The following is a 13,621-nucleotide window of genomic DNA, read 5'->3' on the forward strand; positions in this document are numbered from 1 at the left end:
GGACCTGATCCGGGATCCCGCTTCTGCCTCGGTGAACGAGAGAAGCGGGGCCCCAGATCGGGTCCGGGGCGACGGAGCTACGGAAATCGCACGTCGATAACGCGCGATGATCGTCACGACACGCCGACCATCATCGGCCTCGTGAGATATTCCCAACCGCGCCCGCATTCCGTAAGGGCTGTCGCCATGACCGACGATCGCACCCAGGCCGACGAGCGCAACGTCCAGTTCGAGCGCGAAGCATTATTGTTTCACTCGGAGGGGCGCCCCGGCAAGATCGAGATCGTGCCGTCCAAGCCGATGGCCTCGCAGCGTGATCTGGCGCTGGCCTATTCGCCCGGTGTCGCGATCCCGGTGCAGGCGATCGCCGACGATCCGTCGACCGCCTATGACTATACCGCGAAAGGCAATCTGGTCGCGGTGATCTCGAACGGCACCGCGATTCTCGGCATGGGCAATCTCGGCGCGCTCGCCTCCAAGCCGGTGATGGAAGGCAAGGCGGTGCTGTTCAAGCGCTTCGCCGACGTCGACTCGATCGACATCGAGCTGAAGACCGAGGATGTCGACCGGATCATCGACGCGGTCGAGCTGATGGAGCCGACCTTCGGCGGCATCAATCTCGAGGACATCAAGGCCCCCGAATGTTTCATCATCGAGCAGACGCTGCGCGAACGGATGAACATCCCGGTCTTCCATGACGACCAGCACGGCACCGCGATCATCTGCGCCGCGGGTGTCATCAACGCCTGCCTGCTGACCGGGCGTCGGCTGTCCGAGATCAAGGTCGTCGTCAACGGTGCCGGTGCAGCGGCGATCGCCTGCACCGAACTCATCAAGGCGATGGGCGTCCGCCACGACAACGTCCTGATCTGCGATCGCACCGGCGTGATCTATCAGGGTCGCGACGACGTGAACCAGTGGCAGTCGGCGCACGCCGCCAACACCGATCGCCGCACGCTGACCGAGGCGCTGCGCGGCGCCGACGTGTTCCTCGGGCTGTCGGCAGCGGGCGCGCTCAAGCCGGAAATGGTGGTCGACATGGCTCCCGCCCCGATCATCTTCGCGATGGCCAACCCGGAGCCGGAGATCCGCCCCGAACTCGCCAAGGCAGCGCGCCCCGACGCGATCGTCGCGACCGGGCGCTCGGATTATCCGAACCAGGTCAACAACGTGATCTGCTTCCCGTTCATCTTCCGCGGCGCGCTCGACGTGCGCGCGACCGGCATCAACGACGCGATGAAGATCGCCGCCGCCAACGCCATCGCCGAACTGGCGCGGCAGCGCGTGCCCGAAGAGGTCGCGATCGCCTATGGCGTGCAGCACAGCTTCGGCCCCGAGTACATCATCCCGTCGCCGTTCGATCCGCGGCTGATGGAAATCGTCCCCGCCGCGGTCGCCAAGGCGGCGATGGATTCGGGCGTCGCAACCAAGCCGATCCTCGACATGGCCGCTTATGCAGCGGCGCTGCGCGCGCGGCTCAACCCGACCACCTCGGTGCTCAGCCTCGCCTATGAAGGCGCGAAGGCCAATCCGAAGCGTGTGCTGTTCGCCGAGGGCGAGGAGGAAGTCGTGCTGCGCGCGGCGATCGCATTCAAGGAAGGCGGGTACGGCACGCCGGTGCTCGTCGGGCGCGAGGACGTCTACGACAAGCTCCGTGCGCTCGGCATCGCCAACCCCGAGGAATATGAGCTGCACAACAGCCGCGTCTCGCCGCTGGTGCCCAAGATGGTCGACTTCCTCTACGCGCGCCTGCAACGCCGCGGCTTCCTGCGCCGCGAGGTCGAGCGGATGATCAATCAGGATCGCAACATCTTCGGCTCGGTGCTGCTGCAGCTCGGTGAGGCGGATGCGATGATCACCGGCGTGACGCGCCCGTTCGCGCAGTCGATGCGCGAGATCAAGCGCGTGATCGACCCCGCACCGGGCCGCACCGCGTTCGGCATCCACGTGCTGGTCGGCCAGTCGCACACCGTCTTCATCGCCGACACGACCGTCAACGAGCGTCCGACCGCCGAGGAACTCGCCGACATCGCCGAACAGACCGCCGCGGTCGCGCGCCGGCTCGGGCAGGAGCCGCGCGTCGCGTTCCTCAGCTATTCGACGTTCGGCAACCCCAACGGCCAGTGGCTCGACAACATCCGCGGCGCGGTACAGGTGCTCGACGACCGCAAGGTGAGCTTCGAGTATGAGGGCGAAATGGCCCCCGACGTCGCACTCAACCCGCGCCAGCTCAAGAACTTCCCTTTCGCGCGGCTGTCGGGCCCGGCCAACGTGCTGGTGATGCCGGGGCTGCAATCGGCGAACATTTCCGCCAAGCTGCTGCGCGAGCTGGGCGGCGACGACATGATCGGCCCGATGCTGGTCGGCATGGAAAAGCCGGTCCAGATCGCGCCGATGACCTCGACCGCCGGCGATCTGGTGACGCTGGCGGTGCTGGCCGCGGGGGGGATCGCGCGCTGAGGTGATGGGGGAAAGGCGCTGTCGTGCAGTTGCGGTCGTTTACCTGCACGGCATAGTCCGTAGATGGTCACCGCACGCCTGCCCTTCGGCAAACCTGTTGCTTGGATACTCGCCGCCTTCGTCATACTTGGGCTTCCGGCAACAAGCTGGATTTACTGGCCCGCTGTAGGAAAGGCGGGGGTGCTTTCGCCCGAGGCCGACACGATCATCATCCCGATGGTGAACAGCGTCTTTCTTGCTATTGTGCTTCTGCCCGTCGTCTGCGGAATAACGTGGCTCTGCCTCCGTGGCAAAAATGATGCTGGCAACCTGCTGGCATGGGACGGCACCCGACCCGTCCGCAGCGTCGCCGTGACGCTGTGCTTCGCCATACCGTTTTGCTTTGGACTTTCGTCACTGCTGGATGAGTTTACCGCTCCGCCCGGGTGGCACGGTCTTTGGTGGCTGCCCTATACGTTGATTACGCTGTTCTGGTTGACTGTCATGCGCGGGGCCGCCCTCTCAGACCGGAACGGCTGCTAGCCGCCAACGCCGTCATTCCCGCGCAGGCGGGAATCCAGAACCTCTGACGCTTCGCTTCCATCGACCAACCTGCGCGCCTGGAATGACGGATCGGCGCCGCTAAGCCCCCGCCCGCGCCCGCCGCATCATCCCCTGCGCGCTCGCGACATGGTGCGCATGGCAGATCGCGACCGCCAGCGCGTCGGCGGCATCCGGTCCGGCCAGCTTCGCGCCGGGCAGCAGCACCGCCATCATCGCCTGAATCTGCCGCTTCTCCGCCCCGCCGGTGCCGACTACCGCCTTCTTGACCGTCGAGGGATGATACTCCCCGATCGTCAGCCCCGCGCCGCTCGCCGCCAGCAACACGACGCCCCGCGCCTGCCCCAGCTTGAGCGTCGATTGCGCGTTGGTGTTGCCCAGCACCTCCTCGACCGCCGCCTCGTCGGGCCGCTCGGCGCGGATGACGTCGATCAGCGCGGCGTAGAGGTTCGCCAGCCGGCGCGGCAGCGGCATCGACGGATCGGTGCGGATCTGCCCGTTGCCGACATGGCTCAGCCGGTTCCCCTCCGCGCGGATCACCCCCCAACCGGTGGTGCCGAGACCGGGATCGAGACCGAGGATGATCATGCCTTAAGCCCCTCCCCCTCGGGGGAGGGGTTGGGGTGGGGCAGGCCGGACCACCGATCCGGTCTGCCTTGGAGAGCGGCTACGATCGTGAGGAGGACACCTTCCATGGTGTCGCGGATGTCGAGGTTCGAGAAGCGCAGGGTGTGGAAGCCTTTGTTGCCGGTAAATCGGTCACGCTCGGCGTCTTTGACGGGATCGTGCGTGTCGCCATCGACCTCCACGATCAGCCCCTTCGCCGGGCAGAAGAAGTCGGCGATGTAAGGCGCGATGACGTGCTGGCGTCGAAACTTGTAACTGAGCTTGGTGCCCGACAGTTCACGCCACAGCCGTTTCTCCCATTCGGTGGGATTACGGCGCATCTCCGCGGCGCGGGCCAGCAGCTCCTTCTCGCTCGTCATTCCCCCACCCCAACCCCTCCCCTGAAGGGGAGGGGCTTAAGAACTAAGCCAGCTTCGCCATCACCTCGTCGGACACCTCGTAATTCCCCCACACCGTCTGCACGTCGTCATCGTCGTCAAGCGCGTCGATCAGCTTGAACAGCGTCGCCGCATCCACCTCGGTGACCTCGACCATCGTCTGCGGACGCCACGCCAGCTTCGCGCCTTCGGCCTCGCCCAGCACCGGCTCCAGCGCCTTGGCGACCTCATGCAACGAGCCCTGCTCGGTCCAGATCTCATGCCCTTCCTCGGAGGAGGTCACGTCCTCGGCCCCGGCCTCCAGCGCCGCCTCGAACACCTTCTCGGCATCGCCCGCGCTCGCCGGATAGTTGATGAGCCCCATCCGGTCGAAGCCGTGGCTCACCGAACCGCTCGCGCCCAGATTGCCGCCGTTCTTCGACACCGCGGTGCGCACGTTGGTGGCGGTACGGTTGCGATTGTCGGACAGCGCCTCGATGATCAGGCTCACGCCCCCGGGCCCGAAGCCTTCGTAGCGGATTTCCTCGTAATTCTCGGTATCGCCCTTGCTCGCCTTGTCGATCGCGCGCTGGATATTGTCCTTGGGCATCGACTGCGCCTTGGCGGCGTTGATCGCGGCGCGCAGCCGCGGGTTCATGTCGGGATCGGGCAGCCCCATCTTCGCCGCGACGGTGATTTCGCGGCTGAGCTTGGAAAACATGCCGGAGCGCTTCTTATCCTGCGCGCCCTTGCGGTGCATGATGTTCTTGAACTTGGAATGGCCTGCCATGATCGCCTCTGACGGATAATCCCGTGCCTTTACGCGCGCGGAGCACCATTCGCCAAGCCGTCTATCTTGGCCTCCAGCGCGGCCAGCCGCTCGATCACCAGCCCGTCGATCTTTTCGTGGAGCCGCAGGATCTCCAGCTCGGCACGCAGATTGGTCTCGTAATCGAGGCTCGCGGCGAGCCGGTCCTTCGACGCCTGCCGGTTCTGGCTCATCATGATCACCGGCGCCTGCACCGCGGCGAGCGTCGACAGCATCAGGTTCAGGAAGATGTACGGATAGGGATCGAACTGCATCCCGAAATATTTCAACACGTCGGTGTTGAGCAGCATCCAGCCGATCAGCACCACCGCGAAGGCGATGATGAACCCCCACGACCCGCCGACCGCCGCGACCCTGTCGGCCAGCCGGTCGCCGAAGCTGGCGCGCAGATCGGCCTCGTCGGCGGCGTCGCGGCTGACCAAGGTCCCGGCATCGATACTGTCGAGGACGCGGCGTTCCTCGGCATCCAGCGAGTGGCGCGGCTTGCCGATGATGCGCAGCGCGAGATCGGCGATCGGTGGACGGTGCGCCATATGTATTCCCTTTCGTGAGGCGTCGCCGTAGCCGCGCGCCGCGGGTGCGCAAAGCGCTTGCTCAACCGGGGCATGATCGGCCAAACGGGGCGCGATCATGACCGTCAGCGTAGACATGGGCAGCGACGAGCGCGGCGCGCCCGTGACCATGGACCTCGAAGAATTGCTCGCCACCCGATTGCTCGTCCAGGGCAATTCCGGGTCCGGCAAGTCGCACCTGCTGCGCCGCTTGCTCGAGAAGAGCGCCGGGCAGGTGCAACAGGTGGTGATCGATCCCGAGGGCGATTTCGTCACTCTGTCCGAGCGCTACGGCCATGTCGTGATCGAGGGCGCGGATTATGCCGAGCGCGAGCTGGCACGGATCGCCGCCCGGCTCCGCGAGCATCGCGCCAGCGTGGTGCTCAGCCTCGAGGGGCTGGAGGCGGAGGGCCAGATGCGCTGCGCCGCTGGCTTCCTCAATGCGCTGTTCGATGCGCCGCGCGAACATTGGTACCCCGCGCTCGTGGTGGTCGACGAGGCGCAATTGTTCGCGCCGACCACCGGCGGCGAGGTCGCCGAAGAGGTGCGCCGCGCCTCGCTGTCGGCGATGACCAATCTGATGTGCCGCGGGCGCAAGCGTGGCCTCGCGGGCGTGATCGCGACGCAGCGGCTGGCGAAGCTCGCCAAGAACGTCGCCGCCGAGGCGAGCAACTTCCTGATGGGGCGCACCTTTCTCGACATCGACATGGCGCGCGCCGCCGATCTGCTCGGCATGGAGCGGCGGCAGGCCGAATCGATTCGCGATCTGGCGCGCGGCACCTTCATGGCGCTGGGGCCGGCGGTGTCGCGGCGCCCGATCACCGTGCGGATCGGCACGGTCGAGACGCAGGCGCGCAGCGGCAGCCCGAAGCTGGTCCCGCTGCCGCAGGCCGATTCGGTCGATCTGCAGAGCCTGCTGGACGTCACGCCCGATGCCGCGCCGACGCTGCCGATGACCTTCGATCCGCGCCCGCGCCGCGTGCCCGCCGACGAACTGCTGTCCGACATCGAGGCGCCGGCGCCCTCCACCCCCGCCCCGTCGCTGCCCGACCGCAACGAGGAAGAGGTCGAGGCGGTCTATGCCGAGGTGCTGCGCGCGATCGTGACCGACGAGGAAAGCAGCGGCCGTCCCGCGGCGGTGCTCTATCAGGATTTCCAGGTGCGCTGCCGGATGGCGGGGATCGCCAAACCGGCGCTCGATCTGCCGGCGTTCAGCCGTCGGCTGTCGTGCGCGCGCGCCGGCATCTTCGATCCGCATGCCGCGGAATGGGCAAGCGTGCTCGCGCTGGCCGGCGGGCTGCCGGACGACATGCTCGGCGCGTTCCTGCTCGTCGCCAAGGCGGCGCGGGACGGCGCGCCCTGCCCGTCCGACATCGCGATCGCGAATACCTATGGCACCAGCTCGATCGGGCGGGTCAAGCGGCTGATCGGGTATATCGAGGGCCGCGACCTGTTCGTGACGCGCACTGACATGGGCGGCAAGCGGTCGATCACGATCCCGCATCTGGGCTGGACGACGGCGCCGGCGGAAGCGGCGTAGCGCCTCGCTCCCTGTTGCCCTGCCGATCCGCCGTCATTCCGGACTTGATCCGGGGCCCCGCTTTCTCTCAACAGAAATAGGAAGCGGGATCCCGGATCAAGTCCGGGATGACGGGAGGCAAACACCATCCGTCATTGCGAGCGTAGCGAAGCAATCCAGGGCCGCCGGAGGAAAGCGGTCGTTCCATCGTCGCCGTTCGACACGCGCGCCGCGCCCTCACCGAACCTTCAACGCATCCTCGATCTGCGCGGCGGGCGCGGACAGCATCGTGAACACGGTATGCGCGGCGATCCCCGCCATCGTCACACCGACCGCCACCAGCACGAGAAACTGGAACATCGACGCGAAGCTGCGCGACCGTTCCACCTTGCGCGCCATTTGCGCCTCATGCGCCAGCCGGCGTTCGGCGCGGCGGTCGTTCTCGACACTCGTATCGGTGCGCACCGGGCGGCTGGCGAGCCGCGGCTCGTCGATCAGCGCCTTGACCGACAGCCGGTCCTGAGAGCGCAGGCCGAAGAACCGCCCCTTGTTCCACTGCACCCGCCCGACGATGACCAGCGTACCGCGACGGATCTCGACGTAGCTGCCGATGGCCGGCGGCTGATCGCAGCCCGCCATCAGACCGCGCGAGGAGACATTGTGGATCACGATATCGTGCCAGCTTGCGTCCAGCCGCATCCGCGACGGGATGAGCACGGTAATCCGCTCCTCCCGTGGCCGGAGACCGGTCTGTAAGGCCGCTAGCACCCGTCGTCATCCCCCGCACCGTCGATCACGCAACCGTATACGGACGGGAAGCGAAGATACTCTTAACAGCGATGGCAATGATCGCCGTCAATGATCTAGAGCATACCGAGCGCCTGCATATAGACTTCCAGGATCGACTGTTCTTCTTGATACTCCTCGCGCTTCTTCTTGCGGATCTGCAGGATTTTGCGGATCGCCTTGGCATCGTAACCGCGGCTCTTCGCCTCGGCCATCACGTCTTTGATGTCGTCGGCGATGCCCTTCTTCTCTTCTTCGAGTCGCTCGGCACGCTCGATCAACAGCCGCAGTTCATCGGCTGCCACCGAACCGCCGCCCATGCCTTCGCCACGCTCTTCCGCCATGATATTCCCCGAAAACAATGACGCCGCCCGCGACGCCGACGCGAATCGCGCGGGCGGGGACGGCGTGGTGGATACCCCGATGGGGTGCGGCGGCGCGTCTACGCCCGCACGCGCCGATGCTCAAGGGCGACGCCGACGCTTCGCCGGTCCGCCGTCCGGTTACGCGTTCTTCTTGACGCTTTCGGCCATCCGCGCGAGCTGTTCGGGGCTCGCGTCGGCCTGATGCTCCGCCTTCCACTGCGCGTAGGGCATGCCGTAGATCGCCTCGCGCGCATCGTCCTTTCCAAGCCCGCCGGCCTCGCCGACCCAGTCCGACAGGCAGTTGCGGCAAAAGCCCGCCAGCCCCATCAGGTCGACGTTCTGGGCATCGGTGCGGTGGCGCAAATGCCTGACCAGCCTCCGGAAAGCCGCGGCCGCTACGGCGTCGTCGAGGGTATCGAGCCGATCCATGTTGTCTCCGTCATTTGATCCTGCGGCGTTACTCGCTAAGGCCATGCCGGCAAAGCAGGAAGGCGCATGACCCTGAACCCGAATCACATCGCTCCGCGTTCGCGCAAGGTCCGCGTACTCGCGACGCTCGGCCCGGCCAGCAACACGCTGGAGATGATCACCACCCTCTTCCAGGCGGGCGCTGACGCGTTCCGCGTCAACATGAGCCACGGCGACCAGCAATCGAAGATCGCGGTCATCCAGGCGATCCGCTCGATGGAAGAGCGCTTCAAGCGCCCGACGACGATCCTCGCCGATCTTCAGGGGCCGAAGCTGCGCGTCGGCAAGTTCGACGGCGGGCGCGTCACGCTGGAACATGGCAGCACGTTCGTGCTCGACCATGATCCGACGCCGGGCGACGCGACGCGCGTGCGACTGCCGCACAAGGAGATTTTCGCCGCGATCGAGCCGGGCGCGCGCCTGCTGCTCGACGACGGCAAGCTGGTGCTGCGCGTTTCTGAGCATGACGCCGATCGCATCGTCACCACGGTGGAGGTCGGCGGCGCGCTGTCCGACAACAAGGGGCTCAACGTCCCCGACGTCGTGATCCCGATGGCGGCGATGACCGAGAAGGACCGTTCCGACCTCGCCTTTGCGATCGAGCAGGGGGTCGACTGGATCGCGCTGTCGTTCGTGCAGCGTCCCGAGGATCTGTGGGAAGCGCGCAAGCTGATCGGCGGCAAGGCGGCGTTGCTCGCCAAGATCGAGAAGCCGGCCGCGATCGAGCGGCTGGAGGAGATCGTCGAGGCGTGCGACGGCGTGATGGTCGCGCGTGGCGATCTCGGCGTCGAGCTGCCGCCGCAGTCGGTGCCGCCGCTCCAGAAGCGGATCGTCGAAACCGCGCGCCGGATGGGTCGTCCGGTCGTCGTCGCGACGCAGATGCTGGAATCGATGATCCAGAGCCCGTCGCCGACCCGCGCCGAAGTGTCGGACGTCGCCACCGCGATCTACGACGGCGCGGACGCGATCATGCTCTCGGCGGAAAGCGCCGCGGGCCAGTGGCCGGTCGAATCGGTCGCGATGATGAACGCGATCGGCGACGCGGTGGAGCGCGATCCGATGCACGGCGACCGCATCCACTTCACAGTGATGCGCCCCGACCCGACCACCGCCGACGCGCTGGCCGAGGCGGCGAAGAACATCGCCGATACCGTTTCGGCCTCGGCGATCATCTGCTTCACGATGTCCGGGTCGACCGCGCGCCGCATCGCGCGCGAGCGTCCGTCGGTGCCGATCCTCGTGCTGACCCCCAGCACCGACACCGCACGGCGGCTCGGGCTGCTCTGGGGCACGCACAACGTCAACACGCGTGACGTCGAGTCGTTCGAGGAGATGGTGGCCAAGGCCAAGCGCATCGCGCTGCGCCAGGGGATCGCCAAGGCCGGCGACCGCGTGATCGTGATGGCGGGCGTGCCGTTCCGCACGCCGGGCTCGACCAACGTGCTGCACGTCGTGCAGATCGTCGGCGACGAGCTGAAGGACTATCGCTCACCCGACGCGCAGTGACGTGAGGCTGCACCTGTCGCGCCGGAAACGGCGCGACAGGTCCCGCACGCCGCTTGGGCGCGGCCGGGGTATATCGGGCATTAACCCGTTGGCCGCGAACGGCTCGTCGCATCGGGTCACGCTTCGCCGCAAACGACCCGCAATTGCAAATCTCGACAACGTCGCCGGCAAGTTTGTACAAGCCGTCCGCCCCTCGATCGGTCATCTGCGCCGCTCCAGGGTGGGTGGATGGACGGCGACGACGAGCATGAAGCGGGTGATACGCAACAAACAACTTCGGCTCGATCTCGCGGCGGCGCGCCGCGCCCACGATGCGGTCACCGACCCGCTCTCGCTCCGCACGCTCGGCGCCTATATCGCCGAACTTGAAGCGCAATTATATCATGTCGACGGACGGACGCCGGTAACCGCCGCCGTTGGCTGACCACACGGACGAGCGACCACCGGCCGCCCGTCCCGAGGTTGTTATGTGCTGACCGCGCGCGGCTCGGCAGTCAGCGGCGGGGTTTGCTGGTGCTGGACCACTTTCCAGACCTCATGCTCCAGCCGGCGGTAGGTCGAGGTGCAGTGCGCCACATAGCGTTCGTCGCCCTTGGTCGCCTCGACACCATAGGCGATCACGATCAGGCCTTCCTGCGGCCGGACGATCCGCCCGTCCTTGATGGTAACGCGCTCCCAGCGCGGCGTCTGCGACACGGCGTCGACAGCGGCCTGGCTTTCAAGGACATACGGCGGCTGCGGCACGACCATCAGCGCCGATTCGTCGATCGACTCACGATAGTGATCGGCATCCCCGGTCCACAGGCTTTCCTCGAACGCCCACACGCGCTGGTCTTCCATGGCACTCTCCGATCTGGTGTCGGAACCTGAAAGCCGCGGTGGGTCCGAACGTTCCGCTGCGCCTCAGCGCAACAGCCCGGCCTCGACCAGCGCCGGGCGCAGCGTCGCGGCGTCGGTGAACAGATGTGCGTGGATGCCCAGCGCCTGTGCGCCAGCGATATTGGCGGCATTGTCGTCGATGAAAAACGCCTCGCCCGCCGCCAGCCCGAATCGGTCGAGCGCGAGCCGGTAGATCGCCGCATCGGGCTTCACCAGCCGCTCGTCACCCGACACGACGATGTCGCGGAAGCGATCGAACACCGCCGCCTCGCGCGCGCGGAACGGCGGAAAGAATTCGTGGCTGAAGTTGGTGATCGCGAACAGCGGCACGCCCGCCGCGTCCAGCTCCTCGACGATCGCGATCATGCCGGGGATCGGCCCCGGGATCTGCTCGCCGAAGCGCGGCCCCCACAACGCGATCATCGCGGCATGTTCCGGAAAACGCGCGCCAAGCTCCGCGCTGGTCTCCGCGAACGGACGACCGGCGTCGTGCTGGAAATGCCACTCGCGCGTGGCGACCTCGTTCAGGAACACGTCGAGCGCCTGTTCGTCGTCGAACAGACGCTCGTACAGAACCCGCGGGTTCCAGTCGTACAGGACGTGCCCGACGTCGAAGATGACCGACGTCGGCTGCACGCCGGAAATCAGCCCTGGCGGGCCTTGAACCGGCGATTCGTCTTGTTGATGACATAGGTCCGGCCGCGACGGCGGATCACGCGATTGTCGCGATGACGGTCCTTGAGCGACTTCAGGCTGTTGCGGATCTTCATGGCTGCGCTTCTTCGAAAACTGGGAAGCGCGCCGCCTAGAGAGCACGGCCGTGAAAGTCAACCGAGCGGGCGCTTGCGATGCCCGGAGCTTGCACCGCAAGCGTGCGTTGTTATGTCGCAACGATCTTATCGAGGGTGTGTCATGCGTCGCGCGATTCTTCTGGCTCTTTCGCTGGCACCGCTGGCCGCCTGCACCACCGGGCCGCAACATTTCCCGGTTCAGGCGACGCGTTTCCATTATGATGCGGTGGCGGAGCGCGGGACGATCGCGGTCGAGCCGCTGCCCGGCCCCTCCTCCGCCAGCCTCGAATACAAGACCTATGCCGCCGCGGTCGAGGCCGAGCTGCTCCGCAACGGCTTCACCAGCGCGGCGCCGGGCACCAAGCCCGAGTTCATCGCCACGGTCGGCTTCACCCGCGCCGAACGCGGGCTGCCGCCGAAGCGCTCGCCGATCCAGATCGGCATCGGCGGCGGCGGCTATTCGGGCGGCTGGCGCGGCGGCACCGGGCTCGGCGGCGGCGTGAGCTTGCCCGTCGGCGGCGATACGGGCGGGCGGCTCGGGCTGGTCACCGAACTGGCGGTCCGTATCCGCCACGGTGCCGACGCGATCTGGGAGGGTCAGGCGCAATCGCTGACCGACACCAGCGCGCCCGACGCCGATGCTGCCTCGGTCGCCTCGCGACTCGCCGGCGCGCTCTTCAAGAATTTCCCCGGTGATTCGGGACGGACGGTCGAGGTAAAATGACGCTGAATATCAATGCCGCCTTCGACGGCGGCAACATCAAGGGCGTCGGCATCGAGGGCGCGGGCGACGACTGGCGCTGCGATCTGGAGATCGTCCGCGATCACCAGTCCGACTTCTTCCAATGGTTCTATTTCCGCGCCGCCGGGCTGCGCGGCAAGCGCGTCGCCTTCCGCATTCTCAACGCCGGGGACTCGGCCTATCCGTTCGGCTGGCCGGGCTACAAGGCACGCGCCTCGACCGATCTCGACCAGTGGCGGATGATCGACACACGCTACGACGGCGGCGTGCTCAGCTTCGACTGGACGGGGCAAACCGATCTGGCGTGGTTCGCCTATTTCGCGCCCTATACGATGGAGATGCACGCCCGGCTGGTCGCGCGGATCGCGGCGCGCGCGGGCGTGACGCACCGCCAGCTTGGCGAGACGCTCGACGGGCAGGCGATGGACTATTTGCGCCTCGGCACCGGCGCGAAGCAGGTGTGGCTCTACGCCCGCCAGCATCCCGGCGAATCGATGACCGAATGGTGGATGGACGGCGCGCTCGACTGGCTGACCAGCCCCGCCGCCGCGCCGCTGCTCCGCGCGGCGACCGTCCATGTCGTCCCCAACATGAACCCCGACGGCACGCGCCGCGGGCATCTGCGCACCAATGCAGCGGGCGTGAACCTCAACCGCGAGTGGCACGCGCCGACCGCCGAGCGCAGCCCCGAAGTGCTGTGCGTCCTGCGCGAGATGGACGCGACCGGCGTCACCTTCGCGATGGACGTCCACGGCGACGAGGCGATCGCCGCCAATTTCATCGCCGGGTTCGAGGGCATCCCGTCGTGGAACAACGCGCGCGGCGACAGCTTCACCGAATTCGGCCGGCGGCTGGCGGCGCACACCCCCGATTTCCAGACCCAGCTCGGCTATGAGAAGTCCGCGCCCGGCAACGCTAATCTGTCGATGTCGACCAATCAGCTCGCCGAGCGGTTCGGCGCGGTGTCGGTGACGCTGGAAATGCCGTTCAAGGATCACGACGCCAACCCCGACCCGGCGTTCGGCTGGAGCGCTGAGCGGTCGCGCGCACTCGGCGTCGCGTGCCTCGAGGTGCTGACGGAGATGATCGGCACGCTTTAAGCGCGACCACGTCAAGTCGAACCGGCGTCGTCATTGCGAGCGTATCGAAGCAATGACGAGCTTGGGCCGGTTCCGTGTATGCGCAAGGGTCACCCCCCCCCG

The 13,621-nt window shown here is 66.9% G+C and carries 17 protein-coding genes; 7 read left to right on the forward strand and 10 right to left on the reverse strand.

What is annotated here, in order from left to right; translation table 11 throughout:
• The first annotated feature begins 186 nt into the window (after positions 1-186).
• Together BACI71_RS12435 and BACI71_RS12440 are read left to right on the forward strand one after the other, a co-directional pair.
• The gene (locus BACI71_RS12435) at positions 187-2,460 is read left to right on the forward strand and encodes an NADP-dependent malic enzyme (protein ID WP_159759068.1); all 2,274 of its coding nucleotides are present in this window, start codon (positions 187-189) and stop codon (positions 2,458-2,460) included.
• 63 nt (positions 2,461-2,523) lie between these two features.
• Positions 2,524-2,982 (forward strand): hypothetical protein, encoded by a 459-nt coding sequence (locus BACI71_RS12440; RefSeq protein WP_159759070.1) that lies wholly within the window; start codon positions 2,524-2,526, stop codon positions 2,980-2,982.
• Between the two features lie 99 nt (positions 2,983-3,081).
• Here BACI71_RS12440 and ruvC read toward each other — a convergent pair whose 3' ends face one another.
• The 4 genes from ruvC to BACI71_RS12460 are packed head-to-tail and all read right to left on the reverse strand — an operon-like array spanning position 3,082 to position 5,345.
• Positions 3,082-3,588 (reverse strand): crossover junction endodeoxyribonuclease RuvC, encoded by a 507-nt coding sequence (gene ruvC, locus BACI71_RS12445; protein WP_028967736.1) that lies wholly within the window; start codon positions 3,586-3,588, stop codon positions 3,082-3,084.
• Positions 3,585-3,986: an endonuclease domain-containing protein gene (locus BACI71_RS12450; RefSeq protein ID WP_159759072.1), complete on the reverse strand. Its 402-nt coding sequence runs from the start codon at positions 3,984-3,986 to the stop codon at positions 3,585-3,587. The genes ruvC and BACI71_RS12450 overlap by 4 nt, the downstream gene beginning before the upstream one ends.
• A 43-nt stretch (positions 3,987-4,029) precedes the next feature.
• Positions 4,030-4,773 carry a YebC/PmpR family DNA-binding transcriptional regulator gene (locus BACI71_RS12455; protein ID WP_159759074.1) on the reverse strand — a complete coding sequence of 248 codons (744 nt, stop codon included), beginning with the start codon at positions 4,771-4,773 and terminating at the stop codon, positions 4,030-4,032.
• Between the two features lie 29 nt (positions 4,774-4,802).
• Positions 4,803-5,345: a DUF1003 domain-containing protein gene (locus tag BACI71_RS12460; protein ID WP_159759076.1), complete on the reverse strand. Its 543-nt coding sequence runs from the start codon at positions 5,343-5,345 to the stop codon at positions 4,803-4,805.
• 97 nt (positions 5,346-5,442) lie between these two features.
• Here BACI71_RS12460 and BACI71_RS12465 point away from each other — a divergent pair, with 97 nt between their 5' ends.
• Positions 5,443-6,903, forward strand: a complete 1,461-nt coding sequence (locus BACI71_RS12465) for an ATP-binding protein (protein ID WP_159759078.1) — start codon at positions 5,443-5,445, stop codon at positions 6,901-6,903.
• 216 nt (positions 6,904-7,119) lie between these two features.
• On the opposite strand, the gene BACI71_RS12470 is transcribed toward BACI71_RS12465, so the two are convergent.
• From BACI71_RS12470 to BACI71_RS12480, 3 genes are all read right to left on the reverse strand, one after another.
• Positions 7,120-7,599: a PilZ domain-containing protein gene (locus BACI71_RS12470; RefSeq protein ID WP_159759080.1), complete on the reverse strand. Its 480-nt coding sequence runs from the start codon at positions 7,597-7,599 to the stop codon at positions 7,120-7,122.
• A 146-nt stretch (positions 7,600-7,745) separates the two neighbouring features.
• Entirely contained in the window at positions 7,746-8,012 is a 267-nt protein-coding gene (locus tag BACI71_RS12475; protein WP_056636650.1) for a DUF2312 domain-containing protein, read from the reverse strand.
• Positions 8,013-8,171: 159 nt separating this feature from the next.
• Positions 8,172-8,462: a DUF1244 domain-containing protein gene (locus BACI71_RS12480; protein WP_159759082.1), complete on the reverse strand. Its 291-nt coding sequence runs from the start codon at positions 8,460-8,462 to the stop codon at positions 8,172-8,174.
• Between the two features lie 66 nt (positions 8,463-8,528).
• On the opposite strand from BACI71_RS12480, the gene pyk reads away from it, so the two are divergent.
• The gene (pyk, locus tag BACI71_RS12485) at positions 8,529-10,007 is read left to right on the forward strand and encodes a pyruvate kinase (RefSeq protein WP_159759084.1); all 1,479 of its coding nucleotides are present in this window, start codon (positions 8,529-8,531) and stop codon (positions 10,005-10,007) included.
• An 88-nt stretch (positions 10,008-10,095) separates the two neighbouring features.
• Positions 10,096-10,431 carry a hypothetical protein gene (locus BACI71_RS12490; RefSeq protein WP_159759086.1) on the forward strand — a complete coding sequence of 112 codons (336 nt, stop codon included), beginning with the start codon at positions 10,096-10,098 and terminating at the stop codon, positions 10,429-10,431.
• A gap of 41 nt (positions 10,432-10,472) precedes the next feature.
• On the opposite strand, the gene BACI71_RS12495 is transcribed toward BACI71_RS12490, so the two are convergent.
• From BACI71_RS12495 to ykgO, 3 genes are all read right to left on the reverse strand, one after another.
• Positions 10,473-10,847 carry a DUF4440 domain-containing protein gene (locus BACI71_RS12495; protein ID WP_159759088.1) on the reverse strand — a complete coding sequence of 125 codons (375 nt, stop codon included), beginning with the start codon at positions 10,845-10,847 and terminating at the stop codon, positions 10,473-10,475.
• Positions 10,848-10,910: 63 nt separating this feature from the next.
• Complete coding sequence (locus BACI71_RS12500; RefSeq protein WP_159759090.1) at positions 10,911-11,522, reverse strand: HAD family hydrolase; 612 nt, start codon at positions 11,520-11,522, stop codon at positions 10,911-10,913.
• Positions 11,523-11,530: 8 nt separating this feature from the next.
• Complete coding sequence (gene ykgO / locus BACI71_RS12505) at positions 11,531-11,656, reverse strand: type B 50S ribosomal protein L36 (protein ID WP_003046794.1); 126 nt, start codon at positions 11,654-11,656, stop codon at positions 11,531-11,533.
• A 142-nt stretch (positions 11,657-11,798) separates the two neighbouring features.
• On the opposite strand from ykgO, the gene BACI71_RS12510 reads away from it, so the two are divergent.
• Positions 11,799-12,401, forward strand: a complete 603-nt coding sequence (locus BACI71_RS12510) for a DUF4136 domain-containing protein (RefSeq protein WP_159759092.1) — start codon at positions 11,799-11,801, stop codon at positions 12,399-12,401.
• Positions 12,398-13,519 (forward strand): M14 family metallopeptidase, encoded by a 1,122-nt coding sequence (locus BACI71_RS12515; protein ID WP_159759094.1) that lies wholly within the window; start codon positions 12,398-12,400, stop codon positions 13,517-13,519. Before BACI71_RS12510 ends, BACI71_RS12515 begins: the two co-directional genes overlap by 4 nt.
• Positions 13,520-13,621 lie beyond the last annotated feature (102 nt).

The organism is Sphingomonas sp. 8AM (genome assembly GCF_902506455.1).
GTDB lineage: Bacteria > Pseudomonadota > Alphaproteobacteria > Sphingomonadales > Sphingomonadaceae > Sphingomonas.